This is a genomic window from Polynucleobacter sp. IMCC 29146, assembly GCF_021395195.1.
In the GTDB taxonomy this organism is placed as follows: domain Bacteria; phylum Pseudomonadota; class Gammaproteobacteria; order Burkholderiales; family Burkholderiaceae; genus Polynucleobacter.
The window spans coordinates 95,326-120,204 of record NZ_JAJVCR010000006.1; the positions used below are offsets into that span (position 1 = coordinate 95,326).

Annotated in this window: 20 protein-coding genes, 1 tRNA gene and 1 pseudogene; 14 read left to right on the forward strand and 8 right to left on the reverse strand. The window is 46.1% G+C overall.

Going from position 1 to position 24,879, the window contains the following annotated elements:
- Nucleotides 1–5: 5 nt before the first annotated feature.
- Together LZT22_RS08865 and LZT22_RS08870 are read right to left on the reverse strand one after the other, a co-directional pair.
- On the reverse strand, nt 6–470 hold the full coding sequence (locus tag LZT22_RS08865; RefSeq protein WP_233924770.1) for a DNA polymerase III subunit chi: 465 nt from the start codon (nt 468–470) through the stop codon (nt 6–8).
- Nucleotides 471–482: 12 nt separating this feature from the next.
- A complete protein-coding gene (locus LZT22_RS08870) occupies nt 483–2,165 on the reverse strand; it encodes a leucyl aminopeptidase (RefSeq protein WP_233924771.1) in 1,683 nt (560 codons plus the stop codon).
- Between the two features lie 63 nt (nt 2,166–2,228).
- On the opposite strand from LZT22_RS08870, the gene lptF reads away from it, so the two are divergent.
- The 3 genes from lptF (at nt 2,229) to LZT22_RS08885 (ending at nt 5,509) form a co-directional block, all read left to right on the forward strand.
- Complete coding sequence (gene lptF / locus LZT22_RS08875) at nt 2,229–3,332, forward strand: LPS export ABC transporter permease LptF (RefSeq protein ID WP_233924772.1); 1,104 nt, start codon at nt 2,229–2,231, stop codon at nt 3,330–3,332.
- Nucleotides 3,329–4,483, forward strand: coding sequence for an LPS export ABC transporter permease LptG (gene lptG / locus LZT22_RS08880; protein ID WP_233924773.1), 1,155 nt, complete (start codon nt 3,329–3,331; stop codon nt 4,481–4,483). Before lptF ends, lptG begins: the two co-directional genes overlap by 4 nt.
- Before the next feature lie 84 nt (nt 4,484–4,567).
- A complete protein-coding gene (locus LZT22_RS08885; RefSeq protein WP_233924774.1) occupies nt 4,568–5,509 on the forward strand; it encodes a CysB family HTH-type transcriptional regulator in 942 nt (313 codons plus the stop codon).
- Between the two features lie 76 nt (nt 5,510–5,585).
- Here the strand turns inward: LZT22_RS08885 and LZT22_RS08890 are convergent, their stop codons facing one another.
- From LZT22_RS08890 to LZT22_RS08900, 3 genes are all read right to left on the reverse strand, one after another.
- The gene (locus LZT22_RS08890) at nt 5,586–6,287 is read right to left on the reverse strand and encodes a DUF5672 family protein (protein ID WP_233924775.1); all 702 of its coding nucleotides are present in this window, start codon (nt 6,285–6,287) and stop codon (nt 5,586–5,588) included.
- Between the two features lie 193 nt (nt 6,288–6,480).
- Nucleotides 6,481–6,565, reverse strand: a tRNA-Leu gene (locus LZT22_RS08895).
- A gap of 35 nt (nt 6,566–6,600) precedes the next feature.
- A complete protein-coding gene (locus LZT22_RS08900; protein ID WP_233924834.1) occupies nt 6,601–7,575 on the reverse strand; it encodes a quinone oxidoreductase in 975 nt (324 codons plus the stop codon).
- A 159-nt stretch (nt 7,576–7,734) separates the two neighbouring features.
- Here LZT22_RS08900 and LZT22_RS08905 point away from each other — a divergent pair, with 159 nt between their 5' ends.
- From LZT22_RS08905 to rng, 8 genes and pseudogenes are all read left to right on the forward strand, one after another.
- Entirely contained in the window at nt 7,735–8,454 is a 720-nt protein-coding gene (locus LZT22_RS08905; RefSeq protein ID WP_233924776.1) for a YebC/PmpR family DNA-binding transcriptional regulator, read from the forward strand.
- Nucleotides 8,455–8,464: 10 nt separating this feature from the next.
- The gene (purD, locus tag LZT22_RS08910) at nt 8,465–9,748 is read left to right on the forward strand and encodes a phosphoribosylamine--glycine ligase (protein ID WP_233924778.1); all 1,284 of its coding nucleotides are present in this window, start codon (nt 8,465–8,467) and stop codon (nt 9,746–9,748) included.
- Nucleotides 9,745–10,671, forward strand: a complete 927-nt coding sequence (hemF, locus tag LZT22_RS08915) for an oxygen-dependent coproporphyrinogen oxidase (RefSeq protein ID WP_233924780.1) — start codon at nt 9,745–9,747, stop codon at nt 10,669–10,671. The genes purD and hemF overlap by 4 nt, the downstream gene beginning before the upstream one ends.
- Before the next feature lie 3 nt (nt 10,672–10,674).
- The gene (gene nadD, locus LZT22_RS08920; protein ID WP_233924782.1) at nt 10,675–11,376 is read left to right on the forward strand and encodes a nicotinate (nicotinamide) nucleotide adenylyltransferase; all 702 of its coding nucleotides are present in this window, start codon (nt 10,675–10,677) and stop codon (nt 11,374–11,376) included.
- 52 nt (nt 11,377–11,428) lie between these two features.
- Nucleotides 11,429–11,800, forward strand: a pseudogene (rsfS, locus tag LZT22_RS08925) (ribosome silencing factor); the annotation flags it as partial.
- Nucleotides 11,801–11,833: 33 nt separating this feature from the next.
- On the forward strand, nt 11,834–12,277 hold the full coding sequence (rlmH, locus tag LZT22_RS08930) for a 23S rRNA (pseudouridine(1915)-N(3))-methyltransferase RlmH (RefSeq protein ID WP_233924784.1): 444 nt from the start codon (nt 11,834–11,836) through the stop codon (nt 12,275–12,277).
- Between the two features lie 2 nt (nt 12,278–12,279).
- A complete protein-coding gene (locus tag LZT22_RS08935; protein ID WP_233924786.1) occupies nt 12,280–12,930 on the forward strand; it encodes a nucleoside triphosphate pyrophosphatase in 651 nt (216 codons plus the stop codon).
- 1 nt (nt 12,931) lies between these two features.
- Complete coding sequence (gene rng, locus LZT22_RS08940) at nt 12,932–14,395, forward strand: ribonuclease G (protein WP_233924788.1); 1,464 nt, start codon at nt 12,932–12,934, stop codon at nt 14,393–14,395.
- A 28-nt stretch (nt 14,396–14,423) separates the two neighbouring features.
- Here rng and msbA read toward each other — a convergent pair whose 3' ends face one another.
- A complete protein-coding gene (gene msbA / locus LZT22_RS08945; RefSeq protein ID WP_233924790.1) occupies nt 14,424–16,187 on the reverse strand; it encodes a lipid A export permease/ATP-binding protein MsbA in 1,764 nt (587 codons plus the stop codon).
- A gap of 10 nt (nt 16,188–16,197) precedes the next feature.
- Between msbA and LZT22_RS08950 the strand changes: the two genes are divergently transcribed.
- Entirely contained in the window at nt 16,198–16,992 is a 795-nt protein-coding gene (locus tag LZT22_RS08950) for a glycosyltransferase family 2 protein (protein WP_233924792.1), read from the forward strand.
- Nucleotides 16,989–18,905, forward strand: coding sequence for a glycosyltransferase family 9 protein (locus tag LZT22_RS08955; RefSeq protein WP_233924794.1), 1,917 nt, complete (start codon nt 16,989–16,991; stop codon nt 18,903–18,905). The genes LZT22_RS08950 and LZT22_RS08955 overlap by 4 nt, the downstream gene beginning before the upstream one ends.
- Here the strand turns inward: LZT22_RS08955 and dnaE are convergent.
- Nucleotides 18,899–22,480: a DNA polymerase III subunit alpha gene (gene dnaE, locus LZT22_RS08960; RefSeq protein ID WP_233924796.1), complete on the reverse strand. Its 3,582-nt coding sequence runs from the start codon at nt 22,478–22,480 to the stop codon at nt 18,899–18,901. The two genes, LZT22_RS08955 and dnaE, sit on opposite strands and share 7 nt — an antisense overlap.
- Before the next feature lie 3 nt (nt 22,481–22,483).
- Here dnaE and gluQRS point away from each other — a divergent pair, with 3 nt between their 5' ends.
- Nucleotides 22,484–23,407 carry a tRNA glutamyl-Q(34) synthetase GluQRS gene (gluQRS, locus tag LZT22_RS08965; RefSeq protein ID WP_255700947.1) on the forward strand — a complete coding sequence of 308 codons (924 nt, stop codon included), beginning with the start codon at nt 22,484–22,486 and terminating at the stop codon, nt 23,405–23,407.
- A gap of 22 nt (nt 23,408–23,429) precedes the next feature.
- On the opposite strand, the gene LZT22_RS08970 is transcribed toward gluQRS, so the two are convergent.
- Entirely contained in the window at nt 23,430–24,872 is a 1,443-nt protein-coding gene (locus LZT22_RS08970; RefSeq protein WP_370635210.1) for a DEAD/DEAH box helicase, read from the reverse strand.
- Nucleotides 24,873–24,879 lie beyond the last annotated feature (7 nt).

The following is a 24,879-nucleotide window of genomic DNA, read 5'->3' on the forward strand; positions in this document are numbered from 1 at the left end:
GGCACTCAGGTTTTAGTTTGGTCAAAATTGTGTAGCTCATGACCTAAGTCACGATAAGTTTTAAAACGATTGCGTCCAGCTAAGCGCTCTGCTTCATGGGTTGTAACCACTTCGACGATGCGGGGGAAACGTTCTACTAGGGCTGTGATATCGCTAGGCATCTCTTGGCCTAATTGGATCAAAATATCCGCATGCGGAATCGCTTGTAAGCTATTCACTGCGCAATCTTCAGTTAAGACAATCGGGGTTTCTGCAGCCGCCTCATGATCGATAAAACAATGGGGTAAAAAATCGGTCTTACTAAAAGTCCAGAGTAGCTCATCCAGGCGCTTTAGCTCAGCTTTATTTGCCACAATCACAATGGGCCGCACAGGCTGGCCTTCTGCCGTTGAACTCCAAATTTTGCGTGTGAGCCGACACACATAATCTAGCTTATCGCCCACATTGCTATGAAAATCAATTCTTGCCATACGTAAACTCGCTTAAGGTGCTCCGTAGGTCACTAAATAATTAAATAACAAAGGCACGGGGCGCCCTGTAGAGCCCTTCATGGCACCACTTTTCCAAGCTGTACCAGCAATATCTAAATGCGCCCAACAATATTTCTCGGTGAAGCGCTTTAAGAAACATGCGGCTGTCACGCTGCCTGCGGGTCGCCCACCAATATTAGCCACATCAGCAAAATTCGATTTTAATTGCTCTTGATATGCGGCATCCAATGGCAAACGCCAAACCGTGTCCAGTACCGCTTTGCCAGACTCACTGAGTTCTTTGACCAAATTTTCATCGTCGGAAAATAAACCGCTGTGTACGCTGCCTAAAGCAATAATACAAGCGCCTGTTAAGGTGGCCACGTCAATAACTGCGCGGGGCTTAAAGCGTTCTACGTAAGTTAAGGCATCGCATAAAATTAAACGGCCTTCAGCATCTGTATTTAAGATCTCGATAGTTTGACCCGACATGCTTTTGACAATATCGCCGGGTCGAGTGGCTTTACCGGATGGCATATTTTCACAAGTGGGAATAACGGCAATGACATTTTGTTTTAATTTAAGCAGTGCCGCTGCATAAATTGTGCCCATTACCGAGGCTGCACCGCACATGTCATACTTCATCTCGTCCATGGCATCGCCAGGCTTTAATGAAATTCCACCCGTATCAAAAGTAATGCCCTTCCCAACTAATACCGTTGGTGCTGCACTGGGTTTACCGCCAAGATAGCGCATGATAATAAATTGGGGCGGTAACTCAGACCCTTGTGTAACAGCAAGAAAAGAACCCATTCCCAAAGTTTCCATTTGCTTCCGATCTAGCACCTCTACTTTCAAAGTGGTTTTTTTAGCCAAGGCTTGGGCGGTTTGCGCTAAATAAGTGGGCGTGCAAACATTGGGGGGCAAATTACCTAAATCTTTAGCTAAATTCATGCCCTCGACCAAAGCCGTGCCCTCGGCCACTGCTATCTTCAAGGCGCTCGCTTCTTTGCCCCCACCAATAAAAATAAATGACTTCAATGGGTCGGGTGTATCTTTTACCTTAAAGCGCATCGCTGGTTGGCGCACGCCAAAGCGATAAACCTGATCTCCAGCCAATTGCATGGTCAGTCGCGCTAATTCGCCAAGCCTTTGCGGATGCGGTTTTTCCATAAAGCTAGCCATTAGCCACAGGGCGGTTTCAATTGCGCCGCCACTCAAGGCCTTAATTGCAGAACGCGCTAATTTGGCATAGCCCAGAATATCGTCACCCGATTTTTGCTGCGCGTCGCCTAAACCCACCAATAAAACTCGTTTAAGTTTGACGCCCTGCGCTAGCCAACTAGAGTCGGCCCTTAAAAGGGTCACAGTAGCCTCTTTAGCCTCTAAATCGCCAAAAGTAGACGCCCGTAAAATGGCTCCGCCAAGAAAGCTGTCGAGGACCGCTAATGGCCCTAGGTTACCTAAATTTAGGCGTTGATGGGCTTTCTTAGAGCCCCCTTTCCCAGTAGTCTGGCCCTGTAAATTGACCAAATCGGCTTTGGAATAGGCCATGACCAGGCAATCGCTATCCTGTTTTACTAGGAGCGCAAAAGCTGATTTCAGGTTTTTCGTCGCTCTAAAGTCGGCCTGGGCAAATAGTTTCGTGCTAAATTGGATTGTCATGGTGTGATGGAATAAAAGAGGTTTTATCATTATCCTCCGACACGCAATCTGATCCTTGAAACAAACCATTTAGGTCGAAAGATTTTCTCAGGCATGATATTTCAACGCTCACTCAGACGCGAGCTTAGCTTTACTACTGGCGGTGTTTTTCTGATCCTCGTTACGATCATGATTACGACCTTAGTCATTCGTATTCTTGGCTTTGCGGCTAATGGCAAAGTCAATCCTGAAGATGCTTTGGTGTTAATTGCGCTTGCCACTCTCGGTTACACCGCAGTTTTACTCACTGTCTCTTTATTTGTTGCGGTCTTAATCGTGTTGGTGCGCTGGTATAAAGATTCAGAAATGATTGTGTGGTTTTCTAGCGGCTTAAGCATTATGAGTTTAATTCGCCCCATACTCAGCTTTGCCCTCCCCCTAATTGTCATTATTGGGGCCCTAGCAATTTTTGTCTGGCCGTGGGCTAATCGAGAATCTTCTGTCATTAGTCAGCGGTTTCAACAACGTGATGATGTCTCAATGGTAACTGCGGGTCAATTTCGAGAATCAGCTAAAGCTGAGCGCGTTTTCTTTATCGAGCAAATTGATGTCGATAAAAATATCATCAAAAATATCTTCGTTGCCGATACTCGCAATCAGCGCCTTAGTATTGCGGTTGCTGAATCGGGCTATCTAGAGAACTCGCCCAATGGAGAAAAAACCGTCGTCCTTCAAAATGGGCGCCGCTATGATGGCCAGCCAACTCAACCTAATTTTCGCATTCTTGAATTTGCGGAGTACCGTACCAAAATACGGAGTAAAGAAATCAAAGCTCCACCTCCGCGGGATCGAGAAAAAGACCTGTTTGAATTACTCGCTACCCCTACCAATCAAAATAAAGGTGAGATCTTATGGCGCCTAGGCTTGCCATTGATGGCTTTAGGATTAGTACTTATTGCCATACCACTGGCTTATGTCAATCCCCGCTTAGGCAATTACACTGCGTTATTTTATGCCGTGTTAATTTATTTAATTTATAGCAATCTATTAAACTTGGCGCAAAATTTTGTAGCTCAAGGCAAATTAAATTTTTTCATGGCCATTTGGCCAATTCACTTTATTGCTCTAGTCATTGCGCTAATACTGATACGCAATCGTGTTAACCCCTCTATTGCGTGGTGGCGTAGACAATTACCTGCGCTGTTTGGTCGGCAATGAAATTAATTTTCCCTTATATTTACGAGCGTTACTTTGCTAAGCAAATCTATGTGGCCTTTGGCTTTATTTTATTTGCCTTAGTAGCTCTATTTTTATTTTTTGATATCTTGGGCGAGTTAAGCTCAGTGAATTCAAAATATACCCTCCCCATCGCTTTACTTCATGTGCTCTTAAAAGCCCCGAATCGGATGATTGAAATTATTCCAATTGCCGGACTCATTGGTAGCATTTATGTATTTGCAATGATGGCCAGTCAATCTGAATTCACCATTTTTCGCATGGCAGGCTTAGATGTAAAACGGGGTCTCATAACCTTAGCAAAAATTTCCTTACCTTTAGTTATTTTCACCTTAGTCGTTAGTGAATGGCTGGGGCCTTACAGTGAGTCGGTTTCCGATCAAATTCGCTCGCGCGCACTAGGAGCCAATTTTGAATCTCAGTTTCGCTCTGGGGTATGGGTGAAAGACCGCTTACGCGATGAAGATGGTTCTGGTCCCATTCGCCCGGGTATTCGTTATGTAAATGTGGGAGAAATTAAAAACGATAATGAAATTCGAAATATTCGCATGTACGAGTTTGACGTCAACTATCACCTTTTATCGATTCGCAATGCCCTCTCAGGCCGCTTCGACAGCGCTGGTATTTGGGATTTAAATCAAGTTACCGAAACTCGCTTTAAAGAGGCCAAAAATAAAGACCCGCTTGATGCTGTTTATTCCGCCACAACCAAAACGTATCCCACCTTAAAGCTGATGTCTGAAGTCACTCCGCAGATACTCGAGGTGCTGTTACTCAACCCCGAGAAAATGTCAATTCAAAGCTTAGGCCGCTTTATTGATCACCTAAATGAAAATAAACAAGATGCTCAGCGCCACTCAATTGCATTTTGGAAAAAATTAGTTTACCCCTTCATCATTTTTGTCATGCTCGCTTTAGCACTGCCCTTTGCTTATTTACGAGTGCGCTCGGGTAGCGTCGGTATTAAAGTATTTGGCGGCATCATGCTCGGTATGAGTTTCCAGCTTTTTAATTCGCTGTTTTCCAATGTGGGTTTATTAGGCTCATGGCCCGCCATACTAACGGCAGTTATACCGCCACTCATTTACTTTGGGCTGGCTCTGTTTGCCCTGCAGCGGGTATCTCGTTCATAGCATCCTTTTATTACCCTACTTCATTTAGAATGAAGGTTTAAGACCATAAGTTGTATATAGGCTAAGGGTTAGGCAAGACCAACGATGAACTTGCATCAATTTCGCTTTGTCCGTGAGGCAGTAAGGCAAAACTTTAACCTAACTACTGCTGCCAAAGTACTCTTTACTTCACAACCAGGCGTATCCAAAGCGATCATTGAACTCGAAGATGAGTTAGGGGTAGAAATTTTTCGTCGTCATGGTAAGCGGATACGCTCCTTAACCGAACCAGGTAAACGCATCCTTGCTTCAATTGAGCATATTCTTGACGAAGTTGAAACCCTTAAACGCGTTGGCCAAGATTTTGCTAGTCAAGACCAAGGTAATTTTGTCATTGCCACCACGCATACTCAAGCGCGCTATGCCTTACCTAAAGTATTAAGCGAATTTACGAAACGTTTTCCTAAGGTACGCGTTAGTTTGCAGCAAGGTAATCCTAGTCAAATTGCTGAGATGCTAATCCACGATCGTGCCGACATTGCCATTGCAACCGAGGGTATTGCCAATACACCTGGCATCTTAGCGCTGCCAGGTTTTCAATGGCAACATGTCTTAATCGTACCGCTAAGTCACCCACTTTTAAATGCAACTGTAATTACGCTCGATGATTTATGCAAATACCCCTTAATTACTTACGACAAAGCATTTTCTGGTCGCGCCAAAATCGATGCAGCTTTTGCTTCGCGGAATTTACAGCCCGATATTATTCTGGAAGCCATTGATGCAGACGTCATTAAAACGTATGTAGAAACGGGTATGGGAATTGGCATTATGGCGGGTGTAGCTTACGACTCTGAGCGCGATCGCAATTTAAAAGCCCTTGCGGTTGGCCATCTCTTTGGGAATAATGTGACCCATTTAGGGGTTAAGCAAGGTGCTTATTTACGCTCATTCATCTACACCTTCATTGAGTTATTTTCCCCAACCTTAACGAAAAAAATTGTTGAACAAGCAATGTCGAGTACCGCAGAAAATTATCAAATTTAAGTGGAACTCTAGGCGCAATCGAAACACTAAGGGGCTCTGATTGGCCTACTTGGCAGTTAGATGAGATCTTAACGCCTTAAAATCTGCCAAGCTCCGGAAAGGAATGCAAAAGCTTAGTGCACGCCTCTTGAATGTAAGGTTTAAGGAACTCAGTAGCCCACTCGGGACCTACCCTTTCGAAATTATGCGTACCCATCGGAAATTGTTTGGTGATTTTGAGCCAATGATCTGGATAAGTCTCACAAGAAAAGCGAGCGCCAATATCCGCAGGGCAGGCATGAAATTGGGAATCGATTGACCCCCAATATCCAAAGAAGACATCCTCCATGAAATAGCTTCTCGAGATATGACCCTGAGTGCGGTGGAGCAAATCAATGGTCTTGGAGATATTTCTTAAAGAGAATCCACCGTTACCGACATAAAAGCGTTGGGTACTAAGGGGGATAGGAAAGCGATTAAATAAAAAGCTTAGTTTTGGATAACCCACTCGCCAAGGCGCTCCATAATAGTCATACCCTAGCTCACAAAATTCTTGAACGTGATTGCTAAAGACAAAAGCATCGAGTTGGTAGACCAGCATCCATTGATAACGAGCGGCAAAGGTTTCATAAAAACTAGGTTCTAACATGAAGTTGTTATAAATTTGAACGCTTAAAAAGTGCTCAGGCGCAAACCGCGCTATTTTAATCTCTGGCCATAGTGCTTCATAAGCCCCAATATCAAGTCCTTCTGGACACATCAGAGTGACATTTTGAATTTGGAGCTCACGCAGCTGCATAAAAGAGAATGCCTCACTTTTTGAAGGCGTTACTTTATAAACTGGGACGATTGTTAGGTAGGCTGGGGGATTCATGAGGCCCATGAATGATAAATGAGTAAATTTGTATATTCTTCACCTAAGCTCATAGCACCTAAGATGAAACTCTAAGGAAACTGCGTAGCCTTAAGATATGGGGATAATGCTATTAACTTGGTGCCTCGGGTCGGACTCGAACCGACACGCCTTGCGGCACCGGATTTTGAGTCCGGCACGTCTACCAATTCCATCACCGAGGCTGGTGAAAACGCTTTAGAGGCTAGAGTTTAACAAACTAAGGTATCAAAATCGTCGATCCTGTAGTCTTGCGCCCTTCTAAATCAGTATGGGCTTGAGCCACATCAGCCAAACGGTACTTTTGATTGATTTCAATTTTGACTTTGCCACTTTGTACCATATTAAATAGTTCAGCAGCCATAGGTTCAAGCAAACTACGGTTCAAAACATAAGTTGACACCGTCGGACGAGTCACTTTTAACGAACCCTTACCAGCCAAGATACTCAAATCAAGCAAGGGAGGCGAGCCCGATGCACCGCCAAAAGAAACTGCCAAGCCCAAGGGTGAAATACAGTCGAGTGTTTGCATAAACGTATCTTTACCAACTGAATCGTACGCTACTGGTACGCCTTTACCGCCGGTAATTTCTTGCACACGTTTGACAAAATTTTCTTCACGATACAAGATAATGTGATCGCAACCGTACGATTTGGCCAGCTCAGCTTTTTCCTTGCTACCAACTGTACCAATGACCGTAGCACCAATCGCCTTTAACCACTGACAGGCAATTAAACCAACTCCGCCAGCAATAGCATGAAACAAAACGGTGTCGCCCTTTTGCACTTTATAAGTACTAGTTAATAAATAGGCTACCGTTAAACCTTGCAACATCATCGCTGCGCCAGTTTCAAACGAAATAGCATCGGGTAATTTAACTAAGATATCGGCGGGCATTACTCGGGCCGCGGCATAAGCACCTGTGGGTCGTCCAGCATATGCCACTCGATCGCCAACTTTGACATGGGTTACGCCGGCGCCTACTTTTTCAATTACGCCAGCCCCTTCCATACCTAAGCCAGCAGGCAGAGGTTGCGGGTAATAACCCATCCGAAAATACACATCGATGTAATTCAAGCCGCAGGCATGCTGACGAATTAATACTTCTCCAGGTCCAGGCTCACCTAATTCCACATCAACATATTTCATTACTTCAGGTCCACCTGCTTCGTCTACACGTATTGCCTTTACCATTTCTTTTGCCATGCTATTACCCACTTTTCTTCATTGATGTCGCGTTTAATTACCGAGGATTATGGCTGTAAGCCAAAAGCCTGCGTTTCTTGCTTTTATTCTATTCCAGCTGAAATACGCCGTAGGAACTGTAAAATACCCTAAAAAGGATACTTCTGCATGGCAGGTCACTCAAAATGGGCCAATATTCAACACCGCAAGGGTCGTCAAGACGAAAAGCGCGGCAAGATTTGGACCAAACTAATTCGCGAGATTACCGTTGCCGCCAAACTTGGTGGGGGTGATGTCGCTACGAACCCACGTTTACGGCTAGCGATAGATAAAGCCAAAGACTCCAATATGCCCAATGACAATGTTCAGCGGGCAGTGCAACGTGGCACTGGCTCGCTTGAGGGCGTGAACTATGAAGAAATTCGCTATGAAGGCTACGGCATTAATGGCGCCGCTATTATTGTTGACTGCCTCACTGATAACCGCACTCGTACTGTAGCGGAAGTGCGCCATGCCTTTACTAAAAATGGCGGCAATATGGGGGCCGAAGGTTCGGTGGCTTTTTTATTTCGGCATTGCGGTCAGCTTTTATTTGCCCCAGGTACGAATGAGGATCAGTTAATGGAAGTGGCTTTAGAGGCTGGCGCCGATGATGTGATTAGTCATGAGGATGGTGCCCTTGAAGTAATCAGCTCGGTGGCGCTTTTTTCCAAGATCCAAGAGGCCTTGCAAAAAGCCAATTTCAAGGCTGAATTAGCGGCTGTTAGCATGCGCCCCGAAACCGATATCAGCCTCACCAGCGATCAGCTTGAAGCGATGCAAAAATTACTCGATGCACTTGAAAATTTGGACGACGTGCAAGCCGTTTATACAAACACTGAACTATGAAATCCTACGCATGAAATTATTACTCATTGGTTCAGGTGGTCGCGAGCATGCTTTAGCCTGGAAAATGGCGCAATCACCACTGGTTCAAAAAGTCTTTATTGCCCCTGGAAATGGCGGCACTGCGCTGGCCACTCAAAAACAAGCTGGCATTGAAAATCTTGCCATTAGCGATTTCCAAGCGTTGGCTGATTTTGTCAAACGTGAAAATATCGCCTTTACCGTCGTGGGACCAGAAGCACCGCTAGCTGCTGGCATCGTCGATCTCTTTCGGCAACAGGGTTTGCGTATTTTTGGCCCTAGCCAACTCGCTGCTCAACTTGAATCCTCGAAAGATTTTTCAAAAGCCTTCATGAAGCGCCACGGCATTCCGACCGCCGACTACCAAACTTTTAGCGATCTAGCTGCTGCGCATGCTTATCTAGACGCTAAAGGCGCCCCCATTGTGATCAAAGCCGATGGTCTTGCAGCAGGTAAAGGCGTAGTGGTAGCAATGACCCTTCCCGAAGCACATGCAGCAGTCGAAATGATGTTGGCCGATAACCAATTTGGTAATGCCGGTGCGCGCGTCATTATTGAAGAATTTTTAAGGGGTGAAGAAGCGAGTTTTATTGTGCTGGTTGATGGAAAAAATATGCTTGCTTTAGCGACGAGCCAAGATCACAAAAGATTGCTGGATGGTGATCAAGGTCCCAATACAGGTGGCATGGGGGCTTACTCGCCTGCGCCCGTTGTCACTCCAAAAATTCACGCGCGCATCATGCGTGAAGTGATCATGCCAACCGTTAAAGGCATGGCTGATGATGGCATACCTTATACCGGTTTTTTATATGCAGGTGTGATGATTAGCCCCAACGGGCAAATTAAAAATTTAGAATTCAACTGCCGAATGGGCGACCCAGAAACCCAACCCATTATGGCGCGCTTACGTAGCGACTTAGTGCCGGCATTAGATAAAGCCATCGACGGCAAATTAAACGAAGTGGAATTTGAGTGGGATCGGCGCACCGCCCTAGGGGTTGTTTTAGCAGCGCATAACTATCCCAATACACCGCGCGGCGGCGATACTATTACTGGGATTCCCGCTGACTCTGCAGAGCATATTACCTTTCACGCCGGTACCAAGCTTAACGGTAATACCCTTCTTACTGCTGGCGGACGCGTCTTGTGCGTCGTGGGTCTCGCTGATTCAGTACGGGCAGCACAAAGCAAAGCATACGCAGCCATCGACAAGATTCACTTTGATGGCATGCAATATCGCCATGACATTGGTTATCACGCCATTAAATCAATATGACCACCACCACAATCGATATCGCCCTTATTAAAGACTATTTTTTAGGCCTACAAAATCGCATTACCTCAGCGCTGAGCGAATTAGACGGCAAAGCATTTATCGTAGATGAATGGCAGAAGCCTCCAGATAGCAAACTGAGGGGTTCGGGCCGCACTTGTATTTTAGAAAATGGTAATGTGCTTGAAAAAGGTGGGGTTGGTTTTTCTCATGTGCATGGTGACCAAATGCCTGGTGCCGCCAGCCAAAATCGTCCTGAGGTTGCAGGTCGCGGCTTTGAGGCAATGGGCGTGTCATTAGTATTTCATCCGCATAATCCGAAAGCGCCGACTACCCATATGAATGTGCGCTGCTTTATTGCTCAAGCACCTAATCAAGAACCTATTTGGTGGTTTGGCGGGGGATTTGATTTAACCCCCTACTATGGCTATGACGAAGACTGCCGTCATTTTCACCAAACCGCTAAAGATGCCCTAGATCCTTTTGGTGCTGATTTACACCACCGCTTTAAGCAATGGTGTGATGATTATTTCTACCTTAAGCACCGCGAAGAGCCACGCGGCATTGGTGGTATATTTTTTGATGACTTTAATGAGCTGGGTTTTGACAAGAGCTTTGCAATGATGCGTGCAGTCGGCGATGCCTTTATCAACGCTTATTTACCGATCCTGCAACGCCGCTATCAAGAGCCCTATTCTCCCGAAGAAAAAGATTTTCAAGAATATCGCCGTGGTCGTTATGTTGAATACAATCTCATTTTTGATCGCGGCACTATTTTCGGTTTGCAATCAGGTGGGCGTTCAGAATCGATTTTGATGTCACTGCCGCCCATTGTTAAATGGCGCTATAACTGGCACCCTACGCCCAATACTCCCGAAGCAAAGCTCTACGACTATTATCTACAACCGCGTAATTGGTTGGCTTAATTTATGTCATCAGAAAAAAATGGTCGCTTGCAGCAAGTTATTGGTATTTTGGGTGGCACCTTTGATCCGCCACATTGGGGTCATCTCGAGCTAGCCAAATATTTTTGCGCACAATTTAATCTCGATGAACTCATTTTGATACCAAGTGGTCAACCTTGGCAAAAAAGTGTGCAAATTACCCCAGCACCTATCCGACTACAATTAGCCGAGGCAGCAGCGCTTACTTTAAGGGCAGAGTTAGCAACCAAGCAAATCAACACTGTAATTACTGTCGACCCAATGGAAATTGAACGTGGCGGGCCTAGCTATACGATCGATACCGTGCAAGCCCTACGCCATGTGCTTGGTAACGAGCTTAGTATTATTTGGTTGATGGGAGCTGATAGCTTGATGCAATTACCCACTTGGCACGATTGGCAAGGATTGCTGCATTATGTACATTTAGCTGTTGCTAGTCGGCCTGGCCATCCCTATGAACTCGAACGAAATCCCGCATTAGCTGAGTTTGTCAAAGCACATGAAGCGCATTCAGCTTCTGAGTTAGAAAAGCTGCCTAAAGGAAAAATTCTTCTCGACGATCAATTTGCAGTCGATTTATCCTCTTCTGTCCTGCGTCAGAAAATCACTGAGCCCGATTTATCCTCTGGGTTGCCAAAAAATATCAGTGACTTAATCAGGCAATTAGGCCTATATCAAAGCAAATAACAATAAACACCGATAATGCAATACCGACTATCTTCACCTGACTTAAGAGCCCATGGAACTGCGTAAACTACAACGTATCATTATTGATGCCCTAGAAGATGTAAAAGCCCAAGATATTCGCGTCTTCGATACTAGTGGCCTTAGCGATCTCTTCGACCGCGTGGTTATTGCTACTGGTGCGAGTAATCGGCAAACCCGCTCCCTAGCGTTATCCGTGCAGGAGGAGGTTGAAGCCAATGGCGGTGAAGTCATTTCTATTGAAGGATTGGAAACTGGCGAGTGGGTCTTAGTCGATTGTGGCGATGTCATCGTCCATATTTTGCAACCCATGCTACGGGCATACTATCAACTAGAGGGTATGTGGGGCGCCAAGCCTGTGCGGGTGAAGCTGGCCACTACTAAAAAATTAGTTAAGGCTAGCGAGTAAGTCGAGTTACTGTAAACAGACTTCATTCAGATGCACCTCACTATTATTTCGGTAGGACATAAGATGCCCGCATGGGTTACAGCGGCCACCAACGATTACATCAAGCGTATGCCTGCCGATTGCAGTATTGCTATTAAAGAACTGAAGCCGGCGCTAAATTCTGCTAAAGACGCAATCCAGATTGAGGCAGCAATTCCTAAAGGCGCCCATGTCATTGCCTTAGATGAACGTGGCCAAGATATTAGTACCCAAGACTTGGCTAATCATTTGGCGCAATGGCGCCAAGATGGTATTAACATCACTTTTCTCATTGGTGGCGCTGATGGTTTAGACCCAAGCTTAAAATCGCGGGCTAATGCGCTCTGGAAGTTATCTAGTCTTACTTTGCCGCATGCTTTCGTCCGCGTTTTACTCAGCGAACAACTGTACCGGGCCTGGACTATTCTGCAAGGCCATCCCTACCACCGCGAATAATCATGTTTGCTTTTATTTATCTTGCTTCGCAAAGTCCTCGCCGTCAAGAGTTGCTCACTCAATTGGGAGTTCGCTTTGTACCGCTATTAGCATCAAGCAATGAAAATGTTGAGGCTTTAGAAATCCCCTTGCCCCATGAAACTGCATATGCATATGTTGAACGAGTTACCCAAGCCAAAATCAGAGCCGCCCAATTACGCTGGCAAAGCCGTGTGCACCAGGGTGAAAATCTACCGTGGGCGCCGATTCTTTGTGCTGATACTACGGTGAGTCATGATGCAGTAGAAATTATTGGTAAGCCCCAAGATACCTATGACGCTCAACGCATTTTAGAAATGCTAAGCGGCAAAGAGCATCGGGTGCTCACTGCAGTTTGCGTCTTAGCTGCACCAGATCAAGCCCCTAACTGTCTCATACAAACTTCGCAGGTACGTTTTGCCAAGCTCGATAAAGCCACCATTGATGCTTATATTGCCAGTGGTGAACCCTTTGGCAAAGCGGGTGCCTATGGGATTCAAGGCCTCGGCGGCGCCCTCATTGAATCGCTGGCTGGCAGTTATAGCGGTATCATGGGTCTACCCCTTTATGAAACTGCTCAGCTACTGACTCAAGCTAAAGTTAGCTTTGCCCTCAATTACACCAACACTAATTAGCATGAATGAAGAAATCCTCATAAATATCACTCCCCAAGAGACGCGGGTAGCGATTATTCAAAATGCTGCTGTACAAGAACTACGTATTGAGCGCACCCGCCAACGTGGCATTGTCGGTAATATTTATCTCGCTAAAGTTGCTCGTGTCTTGCCTGGCATGCAATCGGCCTTTATCGATATCGGTCTAGAGCGCACTGGCTTTATGCATGTAGCCGATATCAATCAAAGTAATAACCAAACGCAAATTGAGAAACTGTTATTTGAAGGTCAAACTTTATTAGTGCAAGTCTTAAAAGACCCGCTTGGCACTAAAGGTGCGCGCCTCACCACCCAGCTCAGTATTGCTGGACGTAATTTAGTTTATTTACCAGATCTGGGGCGAGCTGATCAAACTGAACCCCATATTGGTATTTCCCAAAAAATTGATCAGCCCGAACAACGCGAAGCCATTAAGGCACGCATTAGTACGCTAATGCCAGCGAATGAAAAAGGTAGCATTATTGTGCGCACCAGCGCTTTAGATGCGAGTGATGCTGAGCTTCAATTAGATTTTCAATACCTTGCAACAACTTGGCACAACATTCATCAAGCCACCAGTCAAACTAGTGCGCCCGCTTTATTATTTCAAGATTTAAGTCTAGCTGAACGTGTCTTACGCGATTTAGCTGGAGAAACTACTACCCAAATTCGGGTCGATTCAGCTGAAAATTTTGCCAAATTAACTTTGTTTGCTACCGCCTACACGCCCAATTTAACCCATAAGTTAGTCCTCCATCGGGGTGAACGTGCGCTGTTTGATTTATTTGATGTTGACGCCGAAATTAATAAAGCCCTAGGGCGGCGAGTTGACCTTAAGTCGGGAGGCTATCTGATGTTTGATCAAACGGAGTCGATGACCACGATTGATGTTAATACGGGTAGTTTTGTCGGCGCGCGTAATCTAGACGACACGGTATATAAAACCAATTTAGAGGCTGCTCAAGCAATCGCCAGGCAACTACGCTTACGTAATTTGGGCGGCATCATTATTATAGATTTCATTGATATGGATAGTAAGGAACATCAAGACGCGGTGCTTTATGAATTGAAACGGTATTTAGAGCGTGACTATACCCGTACTACGGTGAACGATTTTTCTAGTCTGGGCTTAATCGAAATGACTCGCAAACGCACTCGGGAATCATTAGCCCACATTATGTGTGAGCCCTGCCCAATTTGTACGGGCAAGGGAGAGGTCAGAACCCCTCAAACTGTTTGTTATGAAATTTTGCGGGAAATTATTCGCGAACACCGCCAATTTAATCCTAAAGAATTTCGCATCGTTGCTGCCCCCGATGTGATTGATCTTTTTCTAGAGGAAGAAAATCAATTTTTAGCCATGCTGGGTGACTTTATTAAAAAACCGATTCGTCTACAGGCAGAAGGTAGCTTTCGCCAAGATCAGTACGATATTGTCTTAAATTAAAGTTTGCTCAAAAACTTCTCTTGCTACCTTAGGCATTAGCAAACTGCAAGCGATGTAAATTGGCGTACATGCCATTATGTGCAATGAGCTCTGCATGGGTTCCATTCTCGATGACTTTGCCATGCTCTAGAACAATGATGCGATTAGCGTGTTCAATGGTCGATAAGCGATGTGCAATCACTAAAGTAGTACGTCCACTCATTAAACGTTCAAGCGCGTCTTGTACTTGACGCTCGGATTCAGAATCTAATGCGGAAGTCGCCTCATCCAAAATCAAAATGGGGGCATTTTTATAAATCGCCCGAGCAATCGCTAAGCGTTGGCGCTGGCCACCAGATAAACGATTGCCATTATCACCAATCAAACTATCAATCCCTTCGGGCAGTTCACGGATTAATGCTGACAGATTGGCTGCCTCCAGAGCCTCAATAACCCGACCCCGATCAATTCCGCCTGTAGCGGCAGAACCATAAGCTACATTTGCGGCAATCGAGTCATTAAATAAAACCACGTCTTGACTAACAAAGGCAATTTGGCGTCGTAAATCAGTCAACAAGAGTTCTTCTAAGGGAATGCCATCGAGGGTAATAGACCCTTGCGTAGGACTAAAGAAGCGTGGCAATAAATTAACTAGCGTCGACTTACCTCCGCCTGAAGGCCCAACAAAAGCCACAATTTCACCAGGCTGAATATGAAAATCCACTTGCTTTAAGGCGTCTTGACGCCCCTCTTCCTGCTCATAAGAAAACGAAACATGACTAAATTGAATTTCACCGCGGGCTTTATTTAGCGGTGTAGCCCCAAGCTGTCGAGAGTCGTCCTCCTCGATCGTCTGATCGATTAGAGCAAAAATCATTTCCGCTGCAGTCAGTCCGCGTTGCAAAGGTTGGTTAATATCAGCCAAATGCTTTAAAGGTGAAATGACTAACATCATTGCGGTGATAAAAGCGGCAAAGCCACCAACCGTGACCCCCTCCGTTGCCGATTGCATTAAAGCCACTACCAAAACAACTGATAAAGCCATCGAGGCGATCAGTTGGGTAATGGGTTGATTTAAACCACCCGCAATTGCCGACTTCAAACCAAACTCGCGCAAGCGATTGGCCTTTTCCATAAAGCGTTGCATTTCATAATCTTCACCGCCATGCACTTTAATAATTTTGTGACCACCAGCTGTTTCTTCGACGATATAAGCCAAATCACTTGTTAAGGTTTGCTGCTGGCGATTTAAGGAGCGCAGTCGACGATTAATGCGCCCCATGATAAAAGCAATAATGGGAAAAATAATGAGTACTAACAAGGTCAGTTGCCAATTGAGATAAATCAAATAGGCAATTAGCCCCACCACGGTTAACGAATCTCTAACCAAACTGATCAGCATGCCGCCCATAATAGACAGGACATTATTCACTTCAAAAACTACTGCATTAATTAAGCTCGAGGCCGAGTTTTTTTGGAAAAAATCGGTTTTGGCCCGTAAAAGGCGATTAAACATTTGCTCACGCAATTTGAGCAAAACCTCAGTAATGACTCTGGTTAAGAGGTAATTGGAAAAAAACTGGGCAAAACTGCGAATAATGGCTAAACCCACTAAAAAGGCCGGAACTTGCCATAATTTGTCGTTCAACTGTCCTGTAAAGCCCCGGTCCAATAAGGGCTTCATCAGAGCTGGAATGGCAGTTTCTGACCCTGCAACCAAGGCCATAGAGAGAATCGCCCCTACAATAAGGGCTGCATGGGGCCGTAAATATTGAACTAAACGGGTCAGGGCTACACGGTCTTCAGCATTCATATAATGAATTATGCCCACCTTATCAGTCATACTCATAACTCGCAATGAAGAAGCCAATTTGGCCGACTGCCTAAACTCCCTTGGAGATTTAGCCACGCAGATCGTGGTAGTCGATACAAATAGCGTAGATCAGACCCTAAAAATTGCCACAGAGTTTGGTGCAACCATCGCCCAACCCGCCGATTGGCCAGGCTTTGGCCCCCAAAAAAACCGGGCTCTTGAGCTTGCGAATAGCGAGTGGGTTTTATCCCTTGATGCCGATGAGCGCCTCACCCCAGAACTGCGAGCTGAAATTCAGCAGGCTATCGAGCACCCCCTTGGCCAAACCTGTTTCGCCATTCCGCGCTCGTCTTGGTATTGTGGTCGCTTTATGCGTCATTCGGGCTGGACTCCAGACTATGTCAATCGCTTATTTTTACGCGGTACTGCGCGCTTTTCAAATGACCTAGTCCATGAGCAGTTAATGAGCAGCGCAACCCATGGCAAACCTATTGGCAAATTGAAGCAGCCGATGCTGCACTACAGCTTTATGAATGCAGCACAGGTGCAACAAAAAATGCAGCGCTATGCCACCGCTGCAGCTGAACAGGCTTTTGCCCGAGGTAAAAAAAGTTCTCCACTTAAAGCAATCACACATGGCGCATGGACTTTCATCCGTACTTATATTTTGCAAGCTGGTTTTCTCGATGGCTCGCAAGGCTTTAGTCTAGCCATTTCGAATATGCAAGGCACCTACTACCGCTATATCAAATTATGGCGCCTCAATCAACAACAAGCAGTTGCCAAGGAAACACCGCAGGCATGATCTCCATTTTATTGGCAACCTATAACTGGCCTAAAGCCTTGGCGCTTTGCCTCGATTCTTTGCGCACGCAAACCGATCTTGATTTTGAAATTATTATTGCTGATGATGGTTCAGAAGGCAGCACACGAGCAATTATTGATGCGGCAAAAAAACAATTTCCAGTGGCCATTACGCATCTGTGGCAAGCTGATATTGGCTTTCGCAAAACCCAAATACTAAATCAAGCAATTCAGGCTGCCAGTGGCGACTATTTTATTTTTCTCGACGGCGATTGCATTGTGCAACCCGATTTTGTCGCTCGCCATCGTCAGCTTGCTCAAGCAGGATATTTAGTGACTGGTAGTCGCATCTTGGTTAACGATCAATTAACCCAACGCATTTTGCAGTGGCCGCAATGGGATTTTTCCCAATTTTTAGCGCATAGCTTTGTCTACCGCTTATGCCACGGAATTAACAAGTATTTACCTTTGCATCTGAAATTCGCCGATGGCACTTGGCGACATTACCGCCAATTTGTCTGGCGCCGCATCAAGGGTTGCAATATGGCCTGCTGGCGGAGCGATGCGTTAGCCATTCAGGGTTTTGATGAAAGCATGACGGGTTGGGGTCACGAGGATGCTGATTTTGTCTTTCGTTTACAAAAAAATGGGGTGATCCGTAAATCTGGCTCATGGTCAACTGAGGTGCTGCATTTATTTCATCGCATTCATGATCAAGCCAATGCTGCCGAAAATGCCGCGCATGTGCGCGCGCAAATTATGGCGAAAGCGGTCGTTGATTTGAAACCACCCAAACGCGTGCTGTTCATCGCTACCCGCCAAATTGGAGATGTTTTGGTCACCACCCCCCTCATTCGACAAGCACGCGAATTATGGCCAAAAGCAGAATTTCACTTTCTTGGATATCGCGGCAAATTGGATATGCTCAAAGGGAATGCAGACATTCAAGAATGGATTGAAACCGCTGATCGGCCTAATTTTAGGGAATATCTCAGCCTCTTTAAGCGTCTCTTTCAACGCTATGATTTAGCCTTAGTGACCCAGCCCAGCGATCGCGCTTATTTCTATAGTCTGATAGCAGCTCCACGACGCGTCGGTGTCGTAGCCAACCATCCGCAAGGCGAGATCACCCAAAAATCAACTAGTTTAAAAAATGCGTGGAAAAAATGGATTAGTCTGCAAAACATTGAGGTTGATTATTTTCATCAGCATGTCGTCATTGAAAAAATGCGCTTACTAGAGCCCTTTGTAAGTAATGCCACTTTGTTTGCCAATCCTATTGCAGTTATTCCACCCTCACCAGCAGATCTCAACCCAGCATTTGTAGCGCAAATTGCTGAAGGACTGCGCACTAATAAATTAGCGATACTGCATACCGGTCCACTAATGGCCTACAAACGTTGGCCTCTAACGTATTGGCAAATTTTAGTGGTCTATTTAGTAAAGCAAGGTTGGCAAGTCGTATTAAGCGCATCATCTGCACCCCAAGATTTAGAATTAAATGAGGCTTTAATATCTCTGTTAGATCCCAGCATACGAGCTCATGTAGTCGATACCAAAGGTGCTTTATCGATTCCCCAAATGGGTAGTTTATTGCGGCAAGCAAAACTGTATGTTGGTATTGATACGTCAATTACCCATTTAGCCGCTGCCTGCGGTACCACTACGATTGCTCTTTTTGGGCCTACCCCACCGAGTAATTTTGGTCCATGGCCGAATGGTTTTATCGGCACGACGCCCTATGCGCTACGGGCCCGCAGTCAAACTGTGGCAAACGTGACTATTTTGCAAGGGCCTGGAGAGTGTGTGCCCTGCCGTAAAGCAGGTTGCGATGATCGCGCCGATAGCCGCAGCGAATGTCTCGACCTCTTGGAGCCAAGTGAAGTCATTAGTGCAATCGAAGCAAGTTACTGATACTGTACAACTACTGCATTGGCTTGCTTAGCAGCAAATAACTGATGCAAGCTATGCAAACATGCATCATCGGGATATAAACGCAATTCATCAGGAAATTGCATTAAGCATGCACCCCCTTGTGCAGTAACTGCTGCAGTCAAGGGTAAGCCACGCACCATATCATTGCTGGGTTTCACCCGATTAGCAATTAAGTAGGGGTCCATTTGGCTGCGTAACATTTTTAAGTCGAGGCCCGCATCAATGCAAACATGAACATTACGGGCAAAGCGTAAACGGGCGCCAGCAATATCCATTACTTGCTCCGCGACAATCCGCATTCCGCCAGAAAATTTATCTGGCATCACATTGACTTTGGCAATAAGTAACTCATCCTCCTTGAGCCAAGGTCGATTGGGTTCATACACTTCGCTGTATAAAGTGACCTCAAGCGCTGCGGTCCCATCATCAATCGTCGCAATCATCATGCGGCCACGTTGCCCAGTTAGCATTCGCGCCGAAGTAATAATGCCAGCCACCAATTGATCCTTACCTTCGGTAATTTTACGCAAAGGTTGCCGCACAAAGTGCTCAACCTCGAGCCGATAGGCATCAAAAAGATGACCAGTGAGACATAAGCCCAAGGCAGTTTTTTCTTCTTGGAGGCGTTTCTTTTCAGGCCATACTGGCTCACGCACTAACTCTGGTAAATGGCGATCACCATCATCTACCGAATCGAATAGGCTCACCTGATGAATCGATGCCTCAGCCTGTTCAGCCGCCTCAATTGCCCGTGCTAATGATGCTAGAAGGGTGGCCCGAATATCGTACCGTTTTGCTCCCGAGTTTTGCTCTACAGGATATAAAACATCAAAAGCGCCCGCGCGCAGTAAAGCTTCAATCGCGCGCCGATTTACTTGGCGCCGATCAATGCGAGCACAAAAATCAAACAGGTCTTTAAAGGGGCCACCGTTTTCCCGCACCTTCACTAAAGCTGCAATAGCTGCTTCACCGGTACCCCGCACAGCCCCTAGGCCATAGCGAATTTGATGCAGCGGTAAGTCAATAGCGTCTTCAGCCAAGCGCAGAGGGGTAAATTCATACGTTCCGGTATTGATGTTCGGTGGCAAAACAGTAATTCGATTCTGCAAGCAATCGTCATACAAAATTTTGACTTTGTCTGTATCGTCCATCGCTAACGATAAGTTGGCAGCCATAAATTCAGCGGGATAATACGCTTTAAGCCAAGCAGTTTGATAAGCTAATAAGGCATAGGCTGCCGCATGGGATTTATTAAATCCGTAGCCAGCAAAACGCTCCATCAAATCATAAATTTCGTGCGCTTTACTCTCACTAATGCCGCCCTGCTTTGCACCATCGCTAAAAATTTTACGGTGCTGTGCCATTTCCTCAGGCTTTTTCTTACCCATCGCCCGACGCAGTAAGTCGGCGCCACCCAAAGAATATCCGCCAATGGTTTGCGCCATTTGCATCACCTGCTCTTGGTAAACCATAATGCCGTAAGTTTCGCGTAATACTGGCTCAATCCGAGGGTCGGGATATTCGACTTTTTGTTTACCATGCTTACGACTAATGTAATCGGGAATCAGGTCCATTGGCCCTGGACGATATAAAGCAACGAGGGCGATAATATCCTCAAAGCGATCGGGCTTAGCTTCGCGCAGCATACTTTGCATGCCGCGACTTTCCAATTGGAAGACTGCAACGGTATTGGCTTTTTTCAAAATATCAAAGGGTGCAGGATCGTCAAGTACTATTTCACCAATACTCCAGTGCTTGCGGTCAGCATGCAGTGCACGAATCCAGCGTTCAGCAGCAGCCAGAATGGTGAGGGTAGTTAAGCCTAAAAAGTCAAACTTCACTAAGCCAATTGCCTCGACATCGTCTTTATCAAACTGACTAATGACCGAATTGCTATCTTGGTCTTTAGAGTCTTGTGTATATAACGGACAAAAATCAGTTAACTTACCTGGCGCAATTAAAACGCCGCCAGCATGCATCCCCACATTGCGGGTGATGCCCTCTAATTGCTGAGCTAAAGCCAATAATTGTTTAACTTCATCTTCATTTTTTTCGCGCTCGGCTAATTGCTTTTCTTCTTTTTTAGCCATTTCAATCGTGACAACCTGGCCTGGTTTATTGGGTACTAACTTCGCAATGCCGTCGACAAAGGTATAGCCTTGCTCGAGCACGCGCCCAACATCACGAATTGCTGCCCGCGCAGCCATCGTACCAAAGGTCACAATTTGGCTAACGGCATCGGCACCATACTTATCTTTTACATATTGAATGACTCGGTCACGCCCATGTTGACAAAAATCAATATCAAAGTCGGGCATGGAAACCCGTTCTGGATTTAAGAACCGTTCAAAAAGTAAGTTGTATCGCAAGGGGTCAAGATCAGTAATGCCTAATGAATAAGCTACCAAAGATCCGGCGCCTGAGCCACGCCCTGGACCAACTGGCACACCATTATTTTTCGCCCAATTAATGAAATCAGCCACAATTAAAAAATAGCCTGGAAAACCCATTTGCTCAATGGTTTTGACTTCGAAAATTAAACGTTCACGATAGCGCTGCTCATGCGCTGCACGCTCTTCAGGCAGAGGAAAATTGCGCTCGAGATGGCGTACCAAACCCACTTCAGCTTGTTGCAATAAATAATCACCCAAGGTAATTCCTGGCGGGGTAGGAAACTCAGGTAAGCGCGGTTGCCCCAATACCAATGACAGATTACAGCGCTTAGCAATTTCTACCGTATTCGCTAAAGCGCTAGGTAAATCGGCAAAACGAGTAGCCATTTCAGCTTGGGTTAAAAAATACTGCTCGGTAGTAAATTTTTTCTGGCGCCGCGGGTTACCTAGTAACTCACCTTCCGCAATACAAACGCGCGCTTCGTGTGCCGTGAAATCGTCTTTTTTCATATATTGCACGGGATGCGTTGCCGCGACCGGCAAAGCCATTGCACTAGCAAGCTGGCAAGCAAGTTGCAGATGCTGCTCATCTTGGGCATGACCGGCGCGCTGAACTTCAATGTAATAAGCATCAGGAAAAATAGCTTGCCAACGTTTAGCAGCTGCTTGAGCTATGGCTTCTTGGCCATTTAAAAGCGCTTGACCCACATCCCCAAGGTGTGCGCCTGACAGGGCAATTAAACCACTAGCTAGGGTTTTACCTGCCGCTCGATCAGACGCTTTTGCAGCAGGTTCTAAAAACCATTCCGGCTGAATTTCAGCCCGCCCACGCGCTTGATTATCTAAGGAAGCACGCGTTAGGAGTTGGCATAAATTGAGATAACCCGCATGATTCTGCACCAACAATAAAAGCCGATAGGCTTGTTCGGGTTCCTGGGCATTACTAATCCACACATCACTACCGGCAATCGGCTTAATTCCTTCGGCGCGGGCTTTACTATAAAATTTGACTAAGCCAAATAAATTACTCAGGTCGGTTAAGGCAATTGCGCCCATTTGATCTTTTTGGGCTGCAGCTACTACCTCTTCAATCCGCACCACGCCATCCGTAATTGAAAATTCGGAGTGAAGGCGTAAATGAACAAATTGGGGCGCGGTCATGAGATGATTTTAGCTGTGTCTACACTTCAACCTGCCACATTTTTTGGCTCTAGCTATCGGGGGCGCTTTGCGCCTTCACCCACTGGGCCTTTGCATTTAGGCTCCCTTGCTACGGCTCTAGGAAGCTGGCTTGACGCTCGCGCCCACCAAGGAAAATGGTTGCTCAGAATTGAAGATGTCGATGGGCCACGGTCATTACCAAGGGCAACGACAACTATTCTGCATCAACTCAGTGCCTGTGGCCTGCAATGGGACGAAGAGCTCATCTACCAATCTCAACGCACTTCATACTATGAAACTGCTTTGCTGCAGCTCTTTCAAGCGGGTTTGGCCTATACCTGCACCTGCTCGCGACAGCAGATTATGAGTGCCTTAGCAGCCCAGGGTAGCCATTCTGAACGGCATGAAGAGCTCATTTATCCACGTATTTGTCGCCCAACCCAGATTCCCCACTCGCTAGCCAACTCGGAATTCTTTAATTTGGCCAGCCCAGTAGCTTGGCGTCTTGCGCTTCAAGCAGAGGAGCTCAAGCAAAGCGTAGGGGATTTTGTTTTACGGCGTGCAGATGGCTTTTTTACCTACCAAATGGCCGTAGTGGTAGATGATGCTGCCCAAAATATCACGCATATCGTGCGGGGTGCCGATTTAGCCAGCAATACGGCTCGACAAGTCTATTTACAAGGCGTTTTGGGATATCCTACCCCACACTATCTGCACTTACCCTTAGTGCTCGATCAGCGGGGGGAAAAGCTCAGCAAGCAAACCCTGGCTACTGCCATCGCCACAGAAAATCCGCAACTCACTTTGCAAGCACTGCAAGCAGCAGCAAATCATTTAGGCCTTGCTAATTTATCCAATCGCCACCATCTCACAATTGCCGAATGGTTACACGCTGCGACCCACGCTTGGCGGGAGCAGAAAATCTAAAGCGCTGAATTGCTTGTTTAGATTAGTGAGATTTTTTTCTACTGCCACCCAAGAGTGCGCCAACGAGCGGCTTAGCAGGGGTAATTCCAGCCTCATTCATCGGTTCAGCAGCAGCCTCACTACTCGCTTTAGGCGAGGCTTGATAGGGCTGATAGAAGAAAGGGTCGACGGGTTGCTTTGGCGGCGGTACCGACTTGGTGCTTCGCCCTCTAGTCAGGGCCTTAGCTGGAGCAAAGTCAGACGCTGGTAAGGGCGCGATATCCAACTGCCGTTTTAATAGCTTCTCAATATCATCAAGCAAACGCTTCTCACTAGAGTCGACTAAGGCAATCGCATCGCCTTTGCTGCCAGCTCGTCCGGTGCGGCCTATGCGATGAATAAAGTCTTCGGCACTGAAGGGTAACTCATGATTAATAACACAAGGCATATCCGGAATATCTAAGCCTCGAGCTGCCACATCGGTCGCGACTAAAGCTTCAATGACACCAGATTTAAAAGCATCTAAAGTTAAGGTGCGTTCACCTTGACTTTTGTCACCGTGCAAAGCACCGGTTTTAATGCCATCGCGCTCTAAGGCGCGAGCCAATCTTGCGCAACCTAAACGACTATTAGTAAAAATTAAATATTGCCGCGGAAAGCCCGCTTGAGTGCGCTCATGAATAATGCTCACAATAGCTGCTTGCTTATTTTCAGATGCCACTAAGTGAGCCACCTGCGTCACTGTATCAGCAGCCGCGTTTTGTCGAGCTACTTCAACAGTCACGGGATTACGCAAATAACTTTGCGCGAGCTTTTTAATTTCATGTGAAAAAGTCGCTGAAAACAACAGGGTTTGTCGTTTAACAGGAATCAAATTAATAATGCGCTGCAAATCCGGCAAGAAACCCATATCCAACATCCGGTCGGCCTCATCTAAGACGAGGATTTCTACTTGCGACAAATTTGCAGTCTTTGATCCCAAGTGATCAAGCAGGCGACCTGGTGTAGCAATTAAGATTTCGACTCCGGCACGTAAAGCCGCTACCTGAGGTTGCATATCAACCCCCCCAAAAACGACCGCAGTACGTAAATCGGTATGGCGCGAATAATTGGCGGCATTCTCTGCAACCTGATCACTGAGTTCGCGCGTGGGGGTCAATACCAAAGCCCGAATTGGGTGACGTGCTGGGGAAGCACTACTACTTGATAGGGGTAATAATTTTTGAATAATCGGCAAAATAAAAGCAGCAGTCTTACCTGTACCTGTTTGTGCTGCGCCCATCACATCTTGCCCAGTCAACACAATTGGTATAGCTTTTGCCTGAATTGGGGTGGGGGTTGTATAGCCCTGCTCAGCAATCGCCTTCAGTATGAGGGGATCTAAAGCAAAATCAGTAAAGGCTGCCACTGGGGCATTGGGAGAGTCTTCAGATCCGCCATTGGGCGGGGAATTGGCAGGGGAATTTACTTCAGGAGCAGAATTAATCAAAATA

Coding starts and splice junctions, on each gene's coding strand:
- LZT22_RS08865 (WP_233924770.1), bottom strand. CDS start 470: ATGGCAAGAATTGATTTTCATAGCAATGTGGGCGATAAGCTAGATTAT.
- LZT22_RS08870 (WP_233924771.1), bottom strand. CDS start 2,165: ATGATAAAACCTCTTTTATTCCATCACACCATGACAATCCAATTTAGC.
- lptF (WP_233924772.1), top strand. CDS start 2,229: ATGATATTTCAACGCTCACTCAGACGCGAGCTTAGCTTTACTACTGGC.
- lptG (WP_233924773.1), top strand. CDS start 3,329: ATGAAATTAATTTTCCCTTATATTTACGAGCGTTACTTTGCTAAGCAA.
- LZT22_RS08885 (WP_233924774.1), top strand. CDS start 4,568: ATGAACTTGCATCAATTTCGCTTTGTCCGTGAGGCAGTAAGGCAAAAC.
- LZT22_RS08890 (WP_233924775.1), bottom strand. CDS start 6,287: ATGCAGCTGCGTGAGCTCCAAATTCAAAATGTCACTCTGATGTGTCCA.
- LZT22_RS08900 (WP_233924834.1), bottom strand. CDS start 7,575: ATGGTAAAGGCAATACGTGTAGACGAAGCAGGTGGACCTGAAGTAATG.
- LZT22_RS08905 (WP_233924776.1), top strand. CDS start 7,735: ATGGCAGGTCACTCAAAATGGGCCAATATTCAACACCGCAAGGGTCGT.
- purD (WP_233924778.1), top strand. CDS start 8,465: ATGAAATTATTACTCATTGGTTCAGGTGGTCGCGAGCATGCTTTAGCC.
- hemF (WP_233924780.1), top strand. CDS start 9,745: ATGACCACCACCACAATCGATATCGCCCTTATTAAAGACTATTTTTTA.
- nadD (WP_233924782.1), top strand. CDS start 10,675: ATGTCATCAGAAAAAAATGGTCGCTTGCAGCAAGTTATTGGTATTTTG.
- rlmH (WP_233924784.1), top strand. CDS start 11,834: ATGCACCTCACTATTATTTCGGTAGGACATAAGATGCCCGCATGGGTT.
- LZT22_RS08935 (WP_233924786.1), top strand. CDS start 12,280: ATGTTTGCTTTTATTTATCTTGCTTCGCAAAGTCCTCGCCGTCAAGAG.
- rng (WP_233924788.1), top strand. CDS start 12,932: ATGAATGAAGAAATCCTCATAAATATCACTCCCCAAGAGACGCGGGTA.
- msbA (WP_233924790.1), bottom strand. CDS start 16,187: ATGAATGCTGAAGACCGTGTAGCCCTGACCCGTTTAGTTCAATATTTA.
- LZT22_RS08950 (WP_233924792.1), top strand. CDS start 16,198: ATGCCCACCTTATCAGTCATACTCATAACTCGCAATGAAGAAGCCAAT.
- LZT22_RS08955 (WP_233924794.1), top strand. CDS start 16,989: ATGATCTCCATTTTATTGGCAACCTATAACTGGCCTAAAGCCTTGGCG.
- dnaE (WP_233924796.1), bottom strand. CDS start 22,480: ATGACCGCGCCCCAATTTGTTCATTTACGCCTTCACTCCGAATTTTCA.
- gluQRS (WP_255700947.1), top strand. CDS start 22,484: ATGATTTTAGCTGTGTCTACACTTCAACCTGCCACATTTTTTGGCTCT.